The organism is Streptomyces kurssanovii, from assembly GCF_040677245.1.
Classification (GTDB): Bacteria; Actinomycetota; Actinomycetes; order Streptomycetales; family Streptomycetaceae; genus Streptomyces; species Streptomyces kurssanovii.
Map to the genome: position 1 here is coordinate 12,250 of NZ_JBFAQK010000010.1, position 19,283 is coordinate 31,532.

At 72.1% G+C, this 19,283-nt stretch carries 19 protein-coding genes; 13 read left to right on the forward strand and 6 right to left on the reverse strand.

Annotation, left to right across the window (positions count from 1 at the left end; translation table 11 throughout):
* The first annotated feature begins 36 nt into the window (after nucleotides 1-36).
* Nucleotides 37-774, forward strand: coding sequence for an SseB family protein (locus tag AB0K36_RS10475; RefSeq protein WP_364591141.1), 738 nt, complete (start codon nucleotides 37-39; stop codon nucleotides 772-774).
* Between the two features lies 1 nt (nucleotide 775).
* Here AB0K36_RS10475 and AB0K36_RS10480 read toward each other — a convergent pair whose 3' ends face one another.
* Nucleotides 776-1,147 (reverse strand): DUF1844 domain-containing protein, encoded by a 372-nt coding sequence (locus AB0K36_RS10480; protein ID WP_189475166.1) that lies wholly within the window; start codon nucleotides 1,145-1,147, stop codon nucleotides 776-778.
* Between the two features lie 352 nt (nucleotides 1,148-1,499).
* Here AB0K36_RS10480 and infC point away from each other — a divergent pair, with 352 nt between their 5' ends.
* From infC to pheT, 7 genes are all read left to right on the forward strand, one after another.
* A complete protein-coding gene (infC, locus tag AB0K36_RS10485) occupies nucleotides 1,500-2,150 on the forward strand; it encodes a translation initiation factor IF-3 (RefSeq protein ID WP_005319591.1) in 651 nt (216 codons plus the stop codon).
* Between the two features lie 120 nt (nucleotides 2,151-2,270).
* Complete coding sequence (gene rpmI / locus AB0K36_RS10490; RefSeq protein ID WP_005319593.1) at nucleotides 2,271-2,465, forward strand: 50S ribosomal protein L35; 195 nt, start codon at nucleotides 2,271-2,273, stop codon at nucleotides 2,463-2,465.
* A 100-nt stretch (nucleotides 2,466-2,565) separates the two neighbouring features.
* Entirely contained in the window at nucleotides 2,566-2,949 is a 384-nt protein-coding gene (gene rplT, locus AB0K36_RS10495; protein ID WP_005319596.1) for a 50S ribosomal protein L20, read from the forward strand.
* Nucleotides 2,950-3,120: 171 nt separating this feature from the next.
* Nucleotides 3,121-3,972, forward strand: a complete 852-nt coding sequence (locus AB0K36_RS10500) for a TrmH family RNA methyltransferase (protein ID WP_364591146.1) — start codon at nucleotides 3,121-3,123, stop codon at nucleotides 3,970-3,972.
* A gap of 98 nt (nucleotides 3,973-4,070) precedes the next feature.
* Entirely contained in the window at nucleotides 4,071-5,198 is a 1,128-nt protein-coding gene (locus AB0K36_RS10505; protein WP_364591148.1) for a sensor histidine kinase, read from the forward strand.
* Between the two features lie 159 nt (nucleotides 5,199-5,357).
* The gene (gene pheS, locus AB0K36_RS10510) at nucleotides 5,358-6,479 is read left to right on the forward strand and encodes a phenylalanine--tRNA ligase subunit alpha (RefSeq protein ID WP_364591151.1); all 1,122 of its coding nucleotides are present in this window, start codon (nucleotides 5,358-5,360) and stop codon (nucleotides 6,477-6,479) included.
* On the forward strand, nucleotides 6,479-9,007 hold the full coding sequence (gene pheT, locus AB0K36_RS10515) for a phenylalanine--tRNA ligase subunit beta (RefSeq protein ID WP_364591154.1): 2,529 nt from the start codon (nucleotides 6,479-6,481) through the stop codon (nucleotides 9,005-9,007). Before pheS ends, pheT begins: the two co-directional genes overlap by 1 nt.
* A gap of 375 nt (nucleotides 9,008-9,382) precedes the next feature.
* Here the strand turns inward: pheT and AB0K36_RS10520 are convergent, their stop codons facing one another.
* Both AB0K36_RS10520 and AB0K36_RS10525 read right to left on the reverse strand, forming a co-directional pair.
* The gene (locus AB0K36_RS10520; protein WP_364591157.1) at nucleotides 9,383-10,051 is read right to left on the reverse strand and encodes a DUF1326 domain-containing protein; all 669 of its coding nucleotides are present in this window, start codon (nucleotides 10,049-10,051) and stop codon (nucleotides 9,383-9,385) included.
* 130 nt (nucleotides 10,052-10,181) lie between these two features.
* A complete protein-coding gene (locus AB0K36_RS10525) occupies nucleotides 10,182-10,988 on the reverse strand; it encodes a DUF2182 domain-containing protein (protein WP_364591160.1) in 807 nt (268 codons plus the stop codon).
* Between the two features lie 538 nt (nucleotides 10,989-11,526).
* Between AB0K36_RS10525 and AB0K36_RS10530 the strand changes: the two genes are divergently transcribed.
* Together AB0K36_RS10530 and AB0K36_RS10535 are read left to right on the forward strand one after the other, a co-directional pair.
* Entirely contained in the window at nucleotides 11,527-12,867 is a 1,341-nt protein-coding gene (locus tag AB0K36_RS10530) for an NsdA family TPR-like regulatory protein (RefSeq protein WP_364591163.1), read from the forward strand.
* A gap of 52 nt (nucleotides 12,868-12,919) precedes the next feature.
* Nucleotides 12,920-13,450, forward strand: a complete 531-nt coding sequence (locus AB0K36_RS10535) for an NUDIX domain-containing protein (protein WP_189475150.1) — start codon at nucleotides 12,920-12,922, stop codon at nucleotides 13,448-13,450.
* Nucleotides 13,451-13,475: 25 nt separating this feature from the next.
* On the opposite strand, the gene AB0K36_RS10540 is transcribed toward AB0K36_RS10535, so the two are convergent.
* Nucleotides 13,476-14,336, reverse strand: a complete 861-nt coding sequence (locus tag AB0K36_RS10540) for a 3-hydroxybutyryl-CoA dehydrogenase (protein WP_189475148.1) — start codon at nucleotides 14,334-14,336, stop codon at nucleotides 13,476-13,478.
* A gap of 173 nt (nucleotides 14,337-14,509) precedes the next feature.
* Here AB0K36_RS10540 and AB0K36_RS10545 point away from each other — a divergent pair, with 173 nt between their 5' ends.
* Entirely contained in the window at nucleotides 14,510-15,772 is a 1,263-nt protein-coding gene (locus AB0K36_RS10545; RefSeq protein WP_364591167.1) for a glycoside hydrolase family 10-like protein, read from the forward strand.
* Between the two features lie 14 nt (nucleotides 15,773-15,786).
* On the opposite strand, the gene AB0K36_RS10550 is transcribed toward AB0K36_RS10545, so the two are convergent.
* Entirely contained in the window at nucleotides 15,787-15,978 is a 192-nt protein-coding gene (locus AB0K36_RS10550; protein ID WP_189475144.1) for a DUF1918 domain-containing protein, read from the reverse strand.
* 92 nt (nucleotides 15,979-16,070) lie between these two features.
* Entirely contained in the window at nucleotides 16,071-16,967 is an 897-nt protein-coding gene (locus AB0K36_RS10555) for a DMT family transporter (RefSeq protein ID WP_364591170.1), read from the reverse strand.
* Here AB0K36_RS10555 and AB0K36_RS10560 point away from each other — a divergent pair.
* Both AB0K36_RS10560 and AB0K36_RS10565 read left to right on the forward strand, forming a co-directional pair.
* A complete protein-coding gene (locus tag AB0K36_RS10560) occupies nucleotides 16,966-18,402 on the forward strand; it encodes an aminotransferase-like domain-containing protein (protein WP_364591173.1) in 1,437 nt (478 codons plus the stop codon). The genes AB0K36_RS10555 and AB0K36_RS10560 overlap by 2 nt on opposite strands.
* 256 nt (nucleotides 18,403-18,658) lie before the next feature.
* Entirely contained in the window at nucleotides 18,659-19,234 is a 576-nt protein-coding gene (locus AB0K36_RS10565; RefSeq protein ID WP_364591176.1) for a histidine phosphatase family protein, read from the forward strand.
* Nucleotides 19,235-19,283: the final 49 nt, after the last annotated feature.

Here is a 19,283-nt window from a genome sequence, read left to right on the forward strand (position 1 = left end):
GACAGGCGCCCGCGAGCAGGGCGTTAGGCTCGGTGCGTGGCGCTCAAGAACATTCCCGACCCCGGTTTCTCCGACGACGACGGCACCGCCGACCCGGCCCTGGAGGCGGCGCTCGCCGCCTGGTCCGAGGACCGCGGGGCCGAACCGCGGGTCCTGGAGGCGCTCCGGGGCGCCCGGCTCCTCGTCCCGATCGTCGCCGTGCTCGGTGAGGTCGAGGAGGACCCGCAGACCGGTCTGCGCCGCGAGAAGACCAGCGACATGGCCGTGCCGACACTCACGGCCGGCTCCCGCCGGGCACTGCCCGCGTTCACGTCGATCGCCTCGCTCGCCCGGTGGGATCCAAAGGCCCGCCCCGTCGCCGTGCCGCTGCACCAGGCGCTGCAGGCAGCGGCCCACGAGAAGGCGGACACCGTCGTGCTCGACCTGGCCGGGCCCGTCCCGTACCAGCTCACCGGTCCCGCCCTGCTCGCCCTCGCGGAGGGCCGTACCAGCACCGACCCGCTCGCCGACCCGGCGGTCACCGGGGCGGTACGTACGGCGGTCGCCGCGGAACCGGCGGTGCTGCGGGCCCACCTCGGTCCCGGCCGGGACTCGGACGGCACGCTCGCCCTGGTGCTGGCGGCGGACGCCGAGCCGGCGGAGGCGGGCGGTCGCGTCGCCCGGGCGCTCGCGTCGGACGACGTACTGAGGGCCCGCCTGGTGCGGGGCCTCGACCTGGCGCTGCTGCCGGCCGGGGCCACCCCTCCGGGCGAGCCCTTCTACGTAAAGGAATAGGTCAGCCGTACACCGGGCCGGTGTACTTCTCGCCGGGGCCCTGGCCCGGCTCGTCCGGCACCAGCGACGCCTCGCGGAAGGCGAGCTGCAGGGACTTCAGACCGTCCCGCAGCGGCGCCGCGTGGAACGAGCTGATCTCCGTGGTGCTCGCGTCGAGCAGCCCGGCCAGGGCGTGCACCAGCTTGCGTGCCTCGTCCAGGTCCTTGTGGTCCTCGGCGTCGTCGGTCAGGCCGAGCTTGACGGCTGCAGCGCTCATCAGGTTCACCGCGACCGTGACGATCACCTCGACGGCCGGGACCTCGGCGATGTCGCGCGCCATGGCGTCGAAGTCGGGTGATTCGGGTGTTTCGTTCGGGGAGGTCGCGTCACTCATGACGCACACGATATGCCCCGTCCCTCGCGCCGCCGCCCCGGCCACCGGTTAGCCCCTCCTCCTCGGAGCTGCTAACCTTGTGTGACGACCGGCTGGACACGTCCGTGTCCGGCCCACAAGTGGAGGCTCCGATCTCCCACCTGGCTGTCCTTCGGGACGGCGGGTCACCGGTCAGGCGGCCACCATCGTTCCGTACGGACGATGGAGTCGCCCGATGTGCGCCCCGCGGTACACCGCGGCGGTGCTCCGGTATTCAAGGAGCTGCCGCCTGTGTCCCGTCCGGGGCATTTTTGACGTTCCGGTGCGGTTGGTCTGACGAAACAGACGTTACGCGGCTGTCTGCCAGACATCCGTGTGGTGCTACTTAGGAGGATCCATCAGCGCCGAGCCCCGCATCAACGACCGGATTCGCGTTCCCGAGGTGCGACTTGTCGGTCCCAGCGGCGAGCAGGTCGGGATTGTTCCGCTTGCCAAGGCCCTTGAGCTTGCTCAGGAGTACGACCTCGACCTCGTCGAGGTGGCGGCGAATGCCCGTCCGCCCGTCTGCAAGCTCATGGACTACGGGAAGTTCAAGTACGAGTCGGCCATGAAGGCCCGTGAGGCGCGCAAGAACCAGGCGCACACGGTCATCAAGGAAATGAAGCTCCGGCCGAAGATCGATCCGCACGACTACGACACCAAAAAGGGTCACGTCGTCCGGTTCCTCAAGCAGGGCGACAAGGTCAAGATCACGATCATGTTCCGTGGTCGTGAGCAGTCCCGCCCCGAACTTGGCTTCCGTCTGCTGCAGCGCCTCGCCGCAGACGTCGAGGATCTCGGCTTCATCGAGTCGAACCCGAAGCAGGACGGCCGGAACATGATCATGGTTCTCGGCCCCCACAAGAAGAAGACCGAGGCGATGGCCGAGGCGCGTGAGGCCCAGGCCGCACGCAAGGCTGAGCGCCAGGGCTCGCCGGAGGGCGAGGGCGTCGACGCCCCGACCGACACACCTTCCGAGGCGTGACCGAGGGGCTGCCCCCGTGGCAGCCCCGGGTCCTGCCCGGAATCCACAACCAAGATCTGACGCTCCCGTAGTCCGGTGCCCGCACCGGGGGAGCGCCACTGACGAGGAGATAACGGCGCGATGCCGAAGAACAAGACGCACAGCGGTGCCAAGAAGCGCTTCAAGATCACCGGCTCCGGCAAGGTGCTCCGTGAGCGCGCCGGCAAGCGCCACCTGCTCGAGCACAAGCCGTCCAAGCTGACGCGCCGCCTGACCGGCAACGCCGAGATGGCCCCGGGCGACTCGAAGACCATCAAGAAGCTTCTCGGCAAGTGACGTTCGTGTCCCTTCCCCGGGGACACGCGCCGAGACCGGGACCAATTCGTTTCCGGGCCGTGTGAGCACAGACCACGGCCCCGCTACAAGGAGTTAACAAGTGGCACGCGTCAAGCGGGCAGTCAACGCCCACAAGAAGCGCCGGGCGATCCTCGAGCAGGCCAGCGGTTACCGCGGGCAGCGTTCGCGCCTGTACCGCAAGGCCAAGGAGCAGGTCACCCACTCCCTGGTCTACAACTACAACGACCGCAAGAAGCGCAAGGGCGACTTCCGTCAGCTGTGGATCCAGCGCATCAACGCCGCTGCACGCCAGAACGGCATGACGTACAACCGCCTCATCCAGGGTCTGAAGGCCGCCAACATCGAGGTGGACCGCAAGATCCTGGCCGAGCTGGCCGTGAACGACGCGGGCGCGTTCGCCGCGCTCGTCGAGGTTGCGCAGAAGGCCCTGCCGAGCGACGTCAACGCCCCCAAGGCCGCCTGACACCCGCATCGAGCCGACCGGACCCGCAGGCCTTGGCCTGCGGGTCCGGTGCGTTTGCCCGCCCCCGGCCGCGTCCCCTTCCGGGCGCGGGGGACGCCCTGCCGAACCCTTTCGCCCTTTCGACTTTCGACGTTTCGTACGCAGTCCCGTGAGAGAGAGCCGCCGAGCCGCATGCCGACCCCCGAGCTGATCTCCCCCCGCTCCCCGCGCGTCACCGCCGCGCGGCGGCTCGCCAAGCGCAACTTCCGGGGCAAGGACCGTCTGTTCATCGCCGAGGGGCCGCAGGCCGTCCGGGAGGCGGTCGCCCACCGCCGACCCGACGGCGAGGCGACCCTGGTCGAGCTGTTCACCACCGTCGAGGCCGCCGAGCGCTACGCCGACATCATCGACGCCGCCCACGCCGCGGGAGCCCGTGTCCACCACGCGGCGGACACCGTGCTCGCCGAGGTGTCGCAGACCGTCACGCCGCAAGGACTCGTCGGCGTCTGCCGGTTCCTCGACTCGCCGTTCGAGGAGATCCTGGCCGCCCGGCCCAAGCTCGTCGCCGTGCTCGCGCACGTACGCGACCCCGGGAACGCCGGGACCGTGTTGCGCTGCGCCGACGCGGCCGGGGCGGACGCGGTGATCCTCACCGACGCGTCCGTCGACCTGTACAACCCCAAGTCGGTGCGGGCATCGGTCGGCTCCCACTTCCACCTGCCGGTCGCCGTCGGGGTACCCGTCGAGCAGGCCGTCCAAGGGCTGCGCGACGCCGGCGTACGCGTCCTCGCGGCGGACGGCGCCGGTGAGCAGGACCTCGACGACGAACTCGACGCCGGCACCATGGGCGGCCCCACCGCCTGGATCTTCGGCAACGAGGCCTGGGGCCTCCCGGAGGAGACCCGCGCCCTCGCCGACGCCGTCGTCCGCGTCCCGATCCACGGAAAGGCGGAGAGCCTGAACCTGGCGACCGCCGCCGCCGTATGTCTCTACGCGTCGGCGCGCGCCCAGCGCGCCGGGGCCAAGGGTGCCCCGGCAAGCTGACGGACCACTCGCTCAGGGGGTCGGCGACGTCACTTTCAGCTAGTAGGGTGACGCACTCGGGGGCCCACTGCGCCGGCGGAGAGGTGGGGTACGGGGACATGACGGTCGGGACCAGCAGGCCGACACAGCCACAGGATTTCCACCTGGGCCCTTCCGGCTGCCCCGAGGCCCCCGGGATCGACCCCGACGACCTCCCGGACGGCCTCGTCGTGGCCGACGAGACGGGCCGGGTCGTCTGCTTCAACCGGGCCGCCGTCCGCATCACCGCCGTGGCACGGGCCGACGCGATCGGACGGCCGCTGGAGCGGGTGCTGCCGCTGGAGGACCTCAAGGGACGCCGCTGGTGGACCCTCACCGACCCCTACGGCGGACTCGCCACCCGCGTCGGCCAGCCCGAGCGGAACCTGCTGCTGCCCGGCGGCCGCGAGGTCCTCGTCTCCGCCCGGTACGTCCGCGATGTCCCCACCGGGCCGGTGCGCAGGCTCGTCGTCAGCCTGCGCGGCACGGAGGCCAGGCGCCGCAGTGAACGCAGCCACGCCGAACTGATCGCCACGGTCGCCCATGAGCTGCGCTCCCCGCTGACCTCCGTCAAAGGCTTCACGGCGACGCTCCTCGCCAAGTGGGAACGCTTCACCGACGACCAGAAGCGGCTGATGCTGGAGACCGTCGACGCCGACGCCAACCGCGTCACCCGCCTCATCGCGGAGCTCCTCGACATCTCCCGCATCGACTCCGGACGGCTCGAGGTGCGCCGCCAGCCCGTCGACCTCGCCGCCGCCGTGCGCCGCCACGTCGACGCGCACGTGGCCGCCGGCCAGACCCCCGACCGGTTCCGTGTCGACGTCACCCGGCCGCTGCCCGACCTGTGGGCCGACCCCGACAAGGTCGACCAGGTGCTCGGCAACCTGCTGGAAAACGCGGTGCGGCACGGCGAGGGAACTGTCACGATCGACGTAGCGCCCTCGCCATCTGCCGGCGAGCAGAGCGGGACCGGCACCGCCGTCACCGTGAGCGACGAGGGTCCCGGCATTCCGGAGGAGTCGATGGCACGGGTCTTCACCCGCTTCTGGCGGGGGAGCAAGCGCGGTGGCACCGGCCTCGGGCTCTACATCGTCAAGGGCATCGTCGAGGCCCACGGCGGGACGATCACGGTCGGCCGTGGCCCCGGCGGCGGCGCCCAGTTCCGATTTATCCTGCCCGTCGGCACCCCGGCGCATCTCCAGTAGCGATCCTCCCGGATCGGCCGGCGAGAGCGTCCGAGCAGCCCGCGGGCTCATTCACCGTTCCACACCCCGTTAGACTCGACCTTTGGCACCTTTGCGTCCTCGGTCGTCCCTGGTCGACGTGCGGGGTCCCCAGCCAGCCCATCGGAAGTACGGGAAGAGATGTCCGCACCCAATAAGTCGTACGACCCTGTTGAGGTCGAGGCACTGAAACCGGAAGAGATCGAGCGCATGCGGGACGAGGCGCTCGCCGCCTTCGCCGCCGCAGACTCCCTCGAGGCGCTCGCCCACGCGAAGTCCGCGCACACCTCCGGCACCTCGCCGCTCTCCCTCGCCAACCGTGAGATCGGGGCCCTGCCGCCGCAGGCCAAGGCCGAGGCCGGTAAGCGCGTGGGCCAGGCCCGCGCCGCCGTCGGCCGCGCGCTCGCCACCCGGCAGGCGGAGCTCGAGGCCGAGCGCGACGCCCGGGTGCTCGTCGAGGAGGCCGTCGACGTCACGCTGCCCCACGACCGCGTCCCCGCCGGTGCCCGCCACCCCCTCACCACGCTCTCCGAGCGCATCGAGGACGTCTTCGTGGCCATGGGCTACGAGGTCGCGGAAGGCCCCCAGGTCGAGGCCGAGTGGTTCAACTTCGACGCGCTCAACATCGGCCCCGACCACCCGGCCCGCGGCGAGCACGACACCTTCTTCGTGCAGGACGCCGAGGGAGGCGCGGACTCCGGTGTCGTGCTGCGCACCCACACCTCGCCGGTGCAGATCCGTTCCCTGATCGACCGTGAGCCGCCGGTCTACGTGATCTGCCCCGGCCGCGTGTACCGCACCGACGAGCTGGACGCCACGCACACCCCCGTCTTCCACCAGGTCGAGCTGCTCGCCGTCGACGAGGGCCTGACCATGGCCGACCTCAAGGGCACCCTCGACCACATGGTCCAGGCGCTGTTCGGCGAGGGCATGAAGACCCGGCTGCGGCCGAACTTCTTCCCCTTCACCGAGCCGTCCGCCGAGATGGACATGGTCTGCTACGTGTGCCGCGGCGAGTCCGTCGGCAACCCCGACCGGCCCTGCCGCACCTGCTCCAGCGAGGGCTGGATCGAGCTCGGCGGCTGCGGAATGGTCAACCCCAAGGTGCTCGTCGCCTGCGGCGTCGACCCCGCCAGGTACAGCGGATTCGCCTTCGGGTTCGGCATCGAGCGGATGCTGATGTTCCGCCACAACGTCGAAGACATGCGAGACATGGTCGAGGGTGACGTCCGGTTCACCCGGCCGTTCGGGATGGAGATCTGATGCGGGTCCCGCTTTCTTGGCTGCGGGAGTACGTCGACCTGCCGGCGACGGAGACCGGCCGTGACGTACAGGCCAAGCTCATCGCCGCCGGGCTCGAGGTCGAGACCGTCGAGCAGCTCGGCGCCGGGCTCAAGGGCCCGCTCGTCGTCGGCCAGGTGCTGACCATCGAGGAACTGACGGAGTTCAAGAAGCCCATCCGCTTCTGCACCGTCGACGTCGGCCGGGCCAACGGCACCGGCGAGCCTCAGGAGATCGTCTGCGGCGCCCGTAACTTCTCCGTCGGCGACAAGGTCGTCGTGGTCCTCCCCGGCGCCGTGCTGCCCGGCGACTTCGCCATCGCCGCACGCAAGACGTACGGCCGGACGTCCCACGGCATGATCTGCTCCGGCGACGAGCTCGGCATGGGCGACGACGGCAGCGGCGGCATCATCGTGCTCCCGCCCGAGCACGAGGCCGGCACCGACGCGATCAAGCTCCTCGAGCTCGTCGACGAGGTCCTCGACATCGCCGTCACCCCCGACCGCGGCTACGCCCTGTCCATGCGCGGCGTTGCCCGCGAGACGGCCACCGCCTACGGCCTGCCGCTGCGCGACCCGGCGCTGCTCGACGTGCCCGGACCCAACTCGTACGGCTACGGCGTCAAGGTGGCCGACCCCGTCGGCTGCGACAGCTTCACCGCACGTACGGTCGTCGGCCTCGAGCCGGAGGCCCGCTCCCCGATCTGGCTGCGGCGCCGGCTGCAGAAGGCCGGGATGCGCCCCATCTCGCTCGCCGTCGACATCACCAACTACGTGATGCTCGAGCTCGGCCAGCCGCTGCACGCCTACGACAGGTCCCGCCTCGACGGGCCGATCGGGGTACGCCGCGCTGAGCCCGGTGAGAAGCTCACCACCCTCGACGGCACCACCCGCGTCCTCGACGCAGAGGACCTCGTCATCACCGACAACCGCGGGCCGATCGGCCTCGCGGGCGTCATGGGCGGCGCGAACACCGAGATCGCCGACGCGGCCCCCGACCCGGAGACCGGCCGGGTCAACGGCACCACCGAGGTCGTCATCGAGGCCGCGCACTTCGACCCGGTCGCCATCGCCCGCACCGCGCGCCGGCACAAGCTGTCCTCCGAGGCGTCCAAGCGCTTCGAGCGCGGCGTCGACCCGCAGGCCGCCGCCGCTGCCGCGCAGCGCACCGTCGACCTGCTGGTGCTCCTCGCCGGCGGCACGGCGGAGGGCGGCGTCACCCAGGTCGTCGCCCCCAGCGCCCCGCGCACCATCGCCATGCCGGCGGACCACCCCGACCGCGTCGCGGGTGTCACCTACGGCCGCGAGACCGTGGTGCGCCGCCTCCAGGAGGTCGGCTGCGACGTCTACGGGCAGGACGACCTCGTCGTCACCGTCCCCTCGTGGCGGCCCGACCTCGCCGAGCCGAACGACCTCGCGGAAGAGGTCATCCGGCTCGAGGGCTACGAGAACCTCCCCTCGACCCTGCCCACCCCGCCGTCCGGCCGCGGTCTCACCGCACGCCAGCGTCTGCACCGCCGGGTCGGCCGCTCGCTCGCCGGCGCCGGCTACGTCGAGGCGCCGAACTACCCCTTCATCGGCGAACCGGTTCTCGACCAGCTCGGCCTGGAGGCCGACGACGCCCGCCGCCGGGTCGTCAAGCTCGTCAACCCGCTCTCCGACGAGGAGCCGGCGCTGCGCACCACGCTGCTGCCCGGCCTCCTCGGCGCCCTGCGGCGCAACGACGGGCGCGGCAGCCACGACCTGGCGCTCTTCGAGACCGGTCTCGTCTTCCGCCCGACCGGCGAGGAGCGGCCGGCGGTGACGCCGCCCGTGGACCGCAGGCCCACCGACGAGGAGATCGCCTCGCTGGACGCGGCGCTGCCGCGCCAGCCGCGCCGCGTCGCCGTCGTCCTCGCGGGCGCCCGCGAGCAGGACGGCTGGTGGGGCAAGGGCCGCCCGGCCGACTGGGCCGACGCCGTCGAGGCCGGCCGGCTCGTCGCCCGCGAGGCGGGCGTCGAGCTGACGATCCGCGCCGACCAGCACGCGCCGTGGCACCCCGGCCGCTGCGCCGCGCTGTACGCGACGGTGAACGGCGAGGAGACCCTCGTCGGCCATGCGGGCGAACTGCACCCGCGCGTCGTCAAGGCGCTGCACCTGCCGGACCGCACCTGCGCGACTGAGCTGGAGCTCGACGTGCTGGAGCAGGCGTCGGCCGGCGTCGTCCAGGCCCCGCGGATCTCCACCTTCCCGGTGGCCACGCAGGACGTCGCGCTCGTCGTCGCGAGCGACGTGCCCACGGCCGACGTCGAATCGGCGCTGCGCGAGGGCGCGGGCGAACTGCTGGAGTCCATCCGGCTGTTCGACGTCTTCACGGGCGAGCAGATCGGCGAGGGCCGCAAGTCGCTCGCGTACGCGCTGCGCTTCCGCGCGGCGGACCGCACGCTGACCGTCGACGAGGCGTCGGCCGCACGGGACGCGGCGGTGTCGCTGGCGTCGGAGCGGACTGGAGCGGTGCTGCGGGGCGCGTGAGCCGTGCCGCGTGTTGTGGAAGGGCCCGCCCGGAGCGATCCGGGCGGGCCCTTCCGCGTGGTGCCTGCGGCGGGCCGTCCGACTTCTCGCCCGGCCGGCCACCGGTTCCTTGGGCGGTCACGCGCCGTTGACGTCGATCGCGTGGCCGCGACGCGGTGCGGGTGCCCCGTGGTGTCCTCAGGCGCCCGCCCGATCGCACCCCGAGCGGAAGACCGGGGCGCCCGGCGGGCGCCCGTAGGCGCGCAGTGGTGCCGGCACTACGGTTCCGGCCTCCGGCGGGCCGCGCCGGCAGGGGTGAGCGCACACCCCGCCGTGCGGCGCCTGGGACAGGGCGGGCAGCGGCGGGAGCTCGCGGAGACCGACGAGCGTGTCGTTTCAGCTGGACTGTTCGTCCGGGCCGCTCCAGTCGAAGGGGAAGTGCTTGCTCGACTTCCCTGAGCGCTCCCAGGTGAAGCCGTAGGCGTCGGCGCGGTCGGTGGTGGCCCGTCCCCAGGTCGCGACCTGGCCGGGGCCGACCTCGGCGCCCGGTGGGTTGTGCACCTGCACGCGTGCGCCCTCCGGAGTGGTCGGCCCGGTCAGCGCCTCGGCACGCGCGGTCACCCGCCCGGGGATCTCGGCGCGCCAGGCGCCCAGGCCCTCGTCGACCTCGATCCGGATGGGAGCGAACTCCATGCCCCGCATCTCGGGGCCGAACATCTCACCGAACTCCGCGGGCCATCCGCCCGCCTCACCGCCGAAGATGCTCTGAAGGGCGGCGCGCTGCCGCTCGTCGGCGCGCTCGTCGAAGAACACCGCGGCGTACGCGTCGGTGTGCTCGCCGGCCCATGCGTTGCCCACGAAGGAGCCGAGCATCAGCACGTTGAGATCGTCCAGCCGCACGTCGCCGAAGGTGCCTTCCCGGATGTGCCAGGCCAGCACGCCCTCGCAGTCGCCGTAGGTGGGGGGCTGGGCGAACGTGCAGGGGCACGGAATGGCGCACTTGCACACGTCGAACCAGTCGCCGGTCAGGTGCCAGCGCGTACCGGTGGTGGCCTGTTCTGTCATCTCGCTTCCCTCCTGACGAGCCCGTACGAGCTCACTCGGAGTGGCGAGACCGGGTGTCCCGGGCCCACTCTCGGGATCGGGAAGCGGCCTCCCTTCCAGAGTGCGCCTTACCGGCCCGGGAGGAAAAGAGCTACATCGCGGGCTCGGACATCAGCAGGCCGGGCAGCAGCCATTCCTGGAAGGGCGCGAGCGCGGCCAGGACCAGGAAGGCGATGCCGACCGCCCGGGTGAGCCATGGACCCCACCGCCACAGCTTCTCCAGGAAGACGACCGCCGCCAGGGCGGCCATGGCCGCCACGTTCATCACGCCGAGCGGGACGAGGACGATCATCAGGCCCCAGCAGCAGCCCACACAGTAGAGCCCGTGATGCGCCCCCACGCGCAGATCACGGGCCCACGGCCGGAAGCGCGCGTACCGGACGAGGTGCGACAGCGGATTGCGGCAGTGCAGCAGACATACGCGCTTCAGCGGCCCGAACTGGTACAGCCCCGCGAGCAGGAACGCGGCGGCGCCCAGCCAGCGACCTGCGTCGGGACTGCCGTCCACCAGCCTCGCGGTCGCCGTCAATGCCCCGTACGCGACCAGACCGAAGGCCGTCCAGGCGATCAGATAGCCCCCGGCGAACTGGGCGATCCGAGCAGCGCGGGCGGCGCCTGCCGACTGCCGGCCGATCGCCCGTGCCCAGGTGATCGCCACCGGCGCCATGGACGGGAACATCATCGCCACCATCATGGTCACCCACAGCAGCAGGAAGAGTGGCAGCTCCAGACCCATGGTTCCCGGCTCCATGGCCATGTCGCGGGACCGGGCGACAGTGAGTACCCATGCCGATCCGGCGAGCAGGGCCATGAGGATCCAGGCGGCGGCGAGATCACGCCGCGGCAGGAGGTTGCCCGACTGTGCCGGCGAGGGGCCTGCAATGCGGTTGTGCAGCATGGAAATCCTCCCAGGGCCGTCCCGCCGCCCCGCTGCGACCGCCCGGCGCTTCACCACGGGCTCCCGGCTGCCGCGTCGACCGCTGTCGGCCGTGAGATGACGGACCCTGCCCGACTCCTCCAGCACAGCACAGAAACATGCGCCGGAGAAGCCGGGCCGGGTCCGGACCGCCTCCACCCCGCCACCCCGCCCGCCCCGCCACGCGAAACGGCGCGGGCCGGAGGGGGAAGCCGGTCCGCGCCGTGCGAGGGGCGGGCCGGGAAGGGTCCGATGGACCGGCCGGGCCGCCCGCGGCCTGGCGTCGCCCGCCCTGCCGCGGAGTGTCGGGCAGATCAGCAGGACGGACGACGCGATCGGGGCCGCCGCACTGTACGAGGGGGAGCCGGCGGCCCGGCCGCCTCTGTGAGAGGCAGTTCAGTCAACAGGCCCCGGCCGCACGCCGGGAGCGCACACAAGGCGTGGAAAAGCGCACTTGTTTCACACCCCGTGCGAAACGGTCTCCACTACCCTGAGCGGACGCAAGTCACCGGAGGTGGCCGTGCAGCCGAACACCCTTCTCGACGCCCTGCTCGAAGAGGCGGGCTTCTCGAACGCGGGCCTCGCCGCCCGCGTCAACCGGGCAGGCTCGGCCAGGGGGCTGTCGCTGCGCTACGAACACACCGCGGTGGCACGGTGGTTGAAGGGCCAGCGGCCCCGCGGCCGGGTTCCTGATCTGATCTGCGAGGTTCTCGCGGAGCGGCTGCGACGCGCGGTCACTCTCGACGACGTCGGGCTCGGCGTACCGGACGGGCCCGCCTCGCCCCGCAGTTCGTCGCTGTCCGGGTTCGTGGAGCGGGCCACCGCCCTGTGGCGCTTCGACGCCCAGCAGCGGGCCCGGGACGCCGGTGCGCCCGCGGTCACCGGTACTCCCGCGGTGATGCCGGTGTGGGAGTGGGAGAACCCGCCGGAGGACTCGGACGTCTCACGCGACGGGCGTACCCGCGTCGACATGGCCGACATCCAGATGCTCAGATCCGCCCGCGCGCACTACGAGTTGATGTACCGGCGGGCAGGCGGCATCGCGACCCGCTCGCGGGTCGTCGGTTTCCTCCACGCGGAGACCGCGCCGCTTCTGCGCGGCTCGTACAGCGACGCTCTCGGCCGCCAACTGCACCGCGCCGCCGGCGGCTTGGTGGCGGTGGCCGGCATCTGCGCCTACGACTCCGACGCACAGGGCCCGGCCCAGCGCTACTTCCATCAGGCGTTGCGGCTGGCGAAGGCGAGCGGTGACCGGGGGCTCGGCGCCTATGTGATCGCGCTGCTGGTCAACCAGTCGCTGTTCATGTCGGAGCACCGGCAGGCCGTCGCCTTCGCGGAGGCGGCGCTGCGGACGGCGGGCCGGCAGATCACCCCGGCGCTGGCGGCCGACCTGTACGCGATGCAGGCCAAGGCGTACGCGCACTTGGGGGACGCCCCGGCCGCGCGGCGCTGTATCGGGCGTGCCGAGTCGGAGGCGGAGCGCATCCGCCCCGGCCATGAGCCGGACGAGACCGGCTACGTCCAGCCGGGCCTGGTCAACGTCCAGGTGGCGGAGGCGCTGCTCGGTCTCGGTGAACTGGAGGCGGCGAGGGAGCACGCGGCTGCCGCCGTCGGCACGCCGGCGCACGACCGCGGCAGGGTGCACCGGCTCGCCATGCTCAGTCAGATCGAACTGCGCCAGGGCGAGGTGGACCGTGGGGCGCGGACGGCGGCGGAGATGGTGGAACGCGCCCGGGGGATGGAGTCGCAGCGGCTCAGGGACCGGATGCGGGCGGTGCGTGAACATCTGGCGGCGAGCGGCTGCGCCGGTGCGGAGGAGGCCGCCGAACTCATCGATGGGGCGCTCCGCGTTCCCCTCTGACCGAGCTCCTGCTGCCATGTTGGCCATCTACCTATCGGAAGGTGGCAGAAACGTGCAGTGGACGAACTTGAACGAACAAACCGTGTACGAGAACCGGTGGTTCAGGGTCAACCTCGCGGATGTCGAGCTGCCCGACGGCCGCCACCTGGACCATTTCCTGATCCGTCTCCGCCCCGTCGCCGTCGCGACCGTGGTCAACGACGCGAACGAGGTGCTGATGCTGTGGCGGCACCGTTTCATCACCGACAGCTGGGGCTGGGAACTCGCCGCGGGCGTCGTCGAGGACGGCGAGGACGTGGCGGCAGCGGCGGCCAGGGAGATGGAGGAGGAGACCGGCTGGCGACCCGGTCCCCTCCAGCACCTGATGACCGTGGAGCCGTCCAACGGCCTCACGGACGCCCGCCACCACCTCTACTGGGCCGAGGACGCCGCCTACACGGGGTACCCGGAGGACGACTTCGAGTCCTCGCGCCGCGAGTGGATACCGCTGAAACTGGTGCCCGACATGATCGCCCGCGGCGAGGTCCCGGCCGCCGCGATGGCGGCCGGGCTGCTGATGCTGCACCACCTGCGGCTCGGCTGAGTCCGGGCCGGCTCGGTGGCGGAACTCAGGAGTACGTGTAGAAGCCCGAGCCCGTCTTGCGGCCGAGCCGGCCCGCGTCCACCATCCGCTGGAGCAGCGGGGGAGCGGCGTACAGCGGCTCCTTGTACTCCGCGTACATGCTGTCGGCGACCGAGGCCACGGTGTCGAGGCCGATCAGGTCGGACAGCTTCAGCGGGCCCATGGGATGGGCGCAGCCCATCTCCATGCCGTTGTCGATGTCCTCGCGCGACGCGATGCCGGATTCGAACATCCGGATCGCCGAGAGGAGGTACGGGATGAGCAGCGCGTTGACCACGAAGCCCGAGCGGTCCTGGGCGCGGATCGGGTGCTTGTCCAGCACCTGCTGCACCACGGCCTCCGAGCGCTTGATGGTCTCCTCGGAGGTGGTCAGCGCGGGGATCAGCTCGACGAGCCTCTGCACCGGGGCCGGATTGAAGAAGTGGATGCCGATGACCTGGTCGGGACGCGAGGTCGCGACGGCCAGCTTCACCAGCGGGATCGAGGAGGTGTTGGAGGCGAGGATCGCGTCCTGACGCGTCACCACCTGGTCCAGCACCTGGAAGATCTCCGTCTTGACCTGCTCGTTCTCCACCACGGCCTCGATGACGAGGTCGCGGTCGGCGAACTCCCCGAGGTCGGTCGTGAAGCTCAGCCTCTCCAGGGTGGCGTCCCGCTCCTCGTCCGTGATCTTGCCGCGTTCGGCGGCCTTGGTCAGGGAGTTGAACAACCGGGTGCGACCGATCTCCAGGGCCTCGCCCGTGGTCTCGGCCACCTTCACCTCGAGGCCGCTGCGGGCGCACACCTCCGCGATGCCCGCGCCCATCTGGCCGCAACCCACCACTCCGACGCGTGCAATGTCGGCCATTGAGTCCGTCACCTCGTGCCTTTCGCTGATCTTTCGGCCGGCAGGTCCCCCGTATGGTTCCGGCGCCCGCCCGACGCCCCGACGTTACTCCGAACGCGTGGGTGGCCGAGCGCCCGGGGCGGGCATGCTCTGCGGATACGACGGCGGACACCGAGCTCGACAGGGGTGGAAATATGGGGCGAATCGGTAGAAGAGGGTTCGTGGTGACGGCGGCGGGGGCGCTCGCCGCCTTCGCGACGGCCGGTGACGCGGCGGCCCGTGTCCCGTCCGAGGCGGCGTCCCGTGGACGGGGACGCCGCCGCCGGACCGGGCGCGAGTTCCGCGGGATGTGGCTCGCCACCGTGGGCAACCGCGACTGGCCGTCCCGGCCCGGACTCACGGCCGACCGGCAGCGCGGGGAGCTGCTCGCCTACCTCGACACCGCCGTGGAGCGCCGGCTGAACGCCGTGGTCCTCCAGGTGCGGCCCACGGCGGACGCGCTGTGGCCTTCGCCGCACGAGCCGTGGAGTCAGTATCTGACCGGGGTGCAGGGCCAGGACCCGGGCTGGGACCCGCTCGGCACGGCCGTGCGGGAGGCTCACCGGCGAGGGCTGGAGCTGCACGCCTGGTTCAATCCGTACCGGGTGGCCAGTCACACCGACCCCTCCCGTCTCGTCGAGAACCATCCCGCCCGGCTGCACCCGGAGTGGATCATCGCGTACGGCGGCAAGCTCTACTACGACCCGGGCATCCCGGAGGTCCGGCACTTCGTCGAGGACGCGATGATGGACGCGGTGGTCCGCTACGACATCGACACCGTCCACTTCGACGACTACTTCTACCCCTATCCGGTCCCCGACCAGGTCTTCGACGACGACGCGACCTTCGCCCGGTACGGCGACGGCTTCGCCGACAAGGCCGCCTGGCGGCGCGACAACATCAACCGGCTGGTGCTGGAGATGGCGGCCCGGATCAAGGCCGCGAAGAAGCACGTCCGCTTCGGGATCAGCCCCTTCGGCGTGTGGCGCAACGCCACCACGGACCCGCTGGGCTCCCGCACGGCGGCCGGCGTGCAGACCTACGACGACCTGCACGCGGACACCCGCCGCTGGGTCAAGGAGGGGTGGATCGACTACGTCGTCCCCCAGGTCTACTGGAACATGGGCTTCCCGCCCGCGGACTACGAGGCGCTCGTGCCCTGGTGGGCGGAGGTCGCGGACGGCACCGGCGTCGACCTCTTCATCGGGGAGGCCCTGTACAAGGTGGGGGTGACGGGGCAGCCGGAGGCCTGGCACGACCCGGCCGAACTCTCGCGGCATCTGACGTACGCGAAGAGGTACCCGGCGGTCGGCGGTCACTGCTACTTCTCGGCGATGGAGGTCGTGGCGGACCCGATCGGGGCGATGACCAGGGTGGTGGCCGACCACTACCCGACCAGGGTCCGGCCGCCGGCCTGACGCGCCGGAGGGCGTCAGGTCTTCTCGTGGTGCCTGACGACGGTGTCGGGTCCGGGGGACAACAGCGCTTCGTGCCCGTCCTCGAAGCGGACGCGGAACGGCGGATTGCCTTCGGACCCCAGCACCTCGACGACTTCGGCGACCTTGTCGTGCTGTCCCACGGTCCTGCCGTGCACCAGCAGCGTGTCGCCCACGTTCGCTTGCATCGGGACTGACCTCCTCGGAGCGGCTCGATCTATGGATTTGTCCGTTTCATCGAGTCTACGGCCGGGGGAGTCCGCCGCGCCTCAGGTGCGCCTCAGGTGCGGGAGCGCTGGGTGACGGCGATGCACACGAGGACGGCCACGGCCGCGATCGGCGCCGCGGGGGAGAGCTCCTCACCGAGCAGCATCACCGACCAGACGAGCGTCAGCAGCGGCTGGGCCAGCTGGAGCTGACTGGCCCTGGCGATCCCGATGCCGGCCATGCCCCGGTACCAGACGTACAGCCCGAAGAACGTGGAACCGGCGGCCACCCACACCAGCCCGATCACACCGCGCACACCGAGGTGGACCGGCTCGAACGCCAGGGCCACGGCGGAACCGGCGACGGCGAACGGCAGGCAGAGGATCAGGGCCCAGCCGATCACCTGCCAGCCCGGCATCTGCCGCGCGAGCCGGCCGCCCTCCGTGTAGCCCGCGGCGCAGACCAGCAGCGCGCCGAACAGATACAGGTCGCCGGTGTGCAGCGCTCCGCCGCTCTGCTGCACCGTGAACGCGATCACGACCGCGGCGCCCGCGAGCGCCGCGGCCCAGAACGTACGGGAGGGCCGGCGGCCCGTACGCAGGGCGGCGAACGCCGCCGTGGTCAGGGGCAGCAGACCGACCACCACGGCGGCGTGCGACGAGGTGGACGTCTGCAGCGCGAGCGTCGTCAGCAACGGGAATCCCACCACCACGCCGGCGGCGACCGTCGCCAGGGAGGCCCAGTGGCGGCGGTCGGGCAGCGGGACGCGGAGTGCCAGCAGGAACGTGCCCGCGATGGTCGCGGCGAGAGCGCTGCGTACGGCAACCAGTGACCAGGGTCCGAAACTCTCGAGCCCCCAGACCGTGGACGGGAACGTCAGGGAGAAGGCGACCACGCCCAGCGCGGCGAGAAGTGTGCCGCTGCTGACCGCTATCGAGGTGGTGTCGGTAGCGCTATCCTGTGCTGTCATGCAAGAGCGTAGCAGTGTGACGGAACTGGCGCAGTCGCTGAAATCGGAGCTCGACCGCTACCCGATGGGTGGAAAACTACCGTCGAGCCGTGCCCTCGTCGAGCGCTTCCGGGTGTCCCCGGTGACCGTCTCCCGCGCTCTCGCGCAACTCGCCGCCGAAGGCCTCGTCGTCACCCGGCCCGGCGCCGGCGCGTACCGGGCCGAGCCGCGGCCCGACGCGCGTCCCGCGGGTGACACCTCCTGGCAGGAGGTGGCCCTCAGCGCCGACGCCGCGGCCGAGATCGTGCCGCGCGCCGTCGACGCCTCCGGCGTGCTCGTCACCCTCGCGGCCCCGCCGCCGGGCGTCGTCGAGTTCAACGGCGGCTACTTGCACCCGGGCCTCCAGCCGGAGAGCGCCATGGCCGCGGCGCTGGCCCGGGCCGGCAGGCGTCCTGGCGCATGGGGCCGTCCGCCCACCGACGGGCTCCCCGAACTGCGTGAATGGTTCGCCCGCGGTCTCGGCGGCTCCGTCACCGCCGCCGACGTACTGGTCACCGCGGGCGGCCAGTCCGCGCTGACCACCGCGTTGCGGGCGCTCGCACCGCCTGGCGCGCCCATCCTTGTCGAGTCGCCCACCTATCCGGGCATGCTCGCCATCGCCCGCGCCGCCGGGCTGCGGCCCGTCCCCGTACCGCTGGACACCGACGGTGTCCGGCCCGAGCTGCTCACCGCCGCCTTCCGGGCCACCGGCGCCCGGGTTCTCGTCTGCCAGCCGCTCTTCCAGAACCCGACCGGCGCGGTACTGGCGCCCGCCCGGCGCAGCGCCGTCCTGCGCATCGCGCGCGAGGCCGGGGCCTTCGTCGTCGAGGACGACTTCGCCCGCCGGCTCGTGCACGAGGACGCGGGACCGCTGCCGCCTCCGCTGGCCGCCGACGACCAGGACGGGGTCGTCGTCCATGTGAGCTCACTCACCAAGGCGACCTCGCCCAGCCTGCGGGTGGGGGTGCTCGCCGCCCGCGGCCCGGTCCTCGAACGGCTCCGCGCCATCCATGTCGTCGACAGCTTCTTCGTCCCCCGCCCCCTCCAGGAAGCCGCCCTGGAGCTGGTGGGCGCGCCCGCGTGGAGCCGGCATCTGCGCGCCGTGGCCGCCGAACTGAAAAGCCGACGGGACACCATGACCGCGGCACTACGGCTCCAGGTTCCCGAACTGGCCCTGCCCCACATCCCCTCCGGCGGCTACCACCTGTGGCTGCGGCTGCCGGAGGGCAGCGAGGAGTCCGCCTTCGTCGCCGCCGCCCTCCGCGCCGGCGTCGCCGTGGCACCCGGCCGTCCCTACTTCTCCGCCGAACCCCCCGGCGGGCACGTCCGGTTGAGCTTCGCGGGCGTCGCCGGGGCGGCCGAGATCGCCGAGGGCGTGCGCAGACTGCGTACCGCTTGCGACGAAGTGCTGCGCTGAGGCCGTACGGCCGGGCACCCGTCCTTGACCCGCGGGGCGCTCCTCCGCCGGTGTGCGAGTCGCCCTCCGTGGGCGGCCGTGCCTGGCGTGAGCCGGATGATCTCCACGGCCCGGCCGCCCGGCCCCGCGGCGACGCCCGGCGCTGCCACGGGCGGCGGACGCGGAGGGTGACCGGGGAACCGTCCGGCGCTCCCCCCGCTGCGCCCGCCTACGGGAAACCCTTGACCTGCGAGGCGCCGGCCAGCACCATCACGCCATGAGTGTCCGGGTCACACTGATCGCCGCCGCGCGCACGTCGTCGCTGCTCACCGAGCGCTTCGACGACGACCGGCCGCTCGACCAGGCGGGCTGGCACGAGGTGCAGCTCGCCGCCCACGCACTCGTGCCGCTCAGCGCCGCCGAGCTGCGCTACTGCTCGCCGACGCCGCGCAGCCGGGCGACCGGGGAGGCCCTCGGCTTCGCGCCGCTGGCACAGCCCGCGCTGCGCGACTGCGACATGGGCCGCTGGCGCGGCTACACCCTCGCGGAGGTCACCGCCAGGGAACCCGCCGCCGTCGACGCGTGGCTCTGCGACCCGCGCAGCGCGCCGCACGGCGGGGAACCACTGCTCGCGTTCATCTCCCGCATAGGGGGCTGGCTGGACACCCGCCCGGCCGACGACGGTGGCTCGATCGTCGCCGTCGCGGAGCCCGCGGTCGTACGGGCCGCGTTCGTGTACGCGCTGCGGGCGCACCCGTCGATGTACTGGAACGTGGACGTCCGACCGCTGTCGACGGTGACCCTGACCGGTGTGCCCGGTCGCTGGAGCCTGCGCCTGGAGGCGGTGGCCTGAAACATGGGTCCGGTGCGGTCCGCCGGGGCCGGACGCCACGTTCCCTGCG

Coding starts and splice junctions, on each gene's coding strand:
- AB0K36_RS10505 (WP_364591148.1), top strand. CDS start 4,071: ATGACGGTCGGGACCAGCAGGCCGACACAGCCACAGGATTTCCACCTG.
- AB0K36_RS10560 (WP_364591173.1), top strand. CDS start 16,966: ATGCAAGAGCGTAGCAGTGTGACGGAACTGGCGCAGTCGCTGAAATCG.
- AB0K36_RS10550 (WP_189475144.1), bottom strand. CDS start 15,978: ATGCAAGCGAACGTGGGCGACACGCTGCTGGTGCACGGCAGGACCGTG.
- AB0K36_RS10500 (WP_364591146.1), top strand. CDS start 3,121: ATGCCGACCCCCGAGCTGATCTCCCCCCGCTCCCCGCGCGTCACCGCC.
- AB0K36_RS10525 (WP_364591160.1), bottom strand. CDS start 10,988: ATGCTGCACAACCGCATTGCAGGCCCCTCGCCGGCACAGTCGGGCAAC.
- AB0K36_RS10545 (WP_364591167.1), top strand. CDS start 14,510: ATGGGGCGAATCGGTAGAAGAGGGTTCGTGGTGACGGCGGCGGGGGCG.
- AB0K36_RS10565 (WP_364591176.1), top strand. CDS start 18,659: ATGAGTGTCCGGGTCACACTGATCGCCGCCGCGCGCACGTCGTCGCTG.
- AB0K36_RS10480 (WP_189475166.1), bottom strand. CDS start 1,147: ATGAGTGACGCGACCTCCCCGAACGAAACACCCGAATCACCCGACTTC.
- pheS (WP_364591151.1), top strand. CDS start 5,358: ATGTCCGCACCCAATAAGTCGTACGACCCTGTTGAGGTCGAGGCACTG.
- AB0K36_RS10555 (WP_364591170.1), bottom strand. CDS start 16,967: ATGACAGCACAGGATAGCGCTACCGACACCACCTCGATAGCGGTCAGC.
- AB0K36_RS10520 (WP_364591157.1), bottom strand. CDS start 10,051: ATGACAGAACAGGCCACCACCGGTACGCGCTGGCACCTGACCGGCGAC.
- pheT (WP_364591154.1), top strand. CDS start 6,479: ATGCGGGTCCCGCTTTCTTGGCTGCGGGAGTACGTCGACCTGCCGGCG.
- rpmI (WP_005319593.1), top strand. CDS start 2,271: ATGCCGAAGAACAAGACGCACAGCGGTGCCAAGAAGCGCTTCAAGATC.
- AB0K36_RS10540 (WP_189475148.1), bottom strand. CDS start 14,336: ATGGCCGACATTGCACGCGTCGGAGTGGTGGGTTGCGGCCAGATGGGC.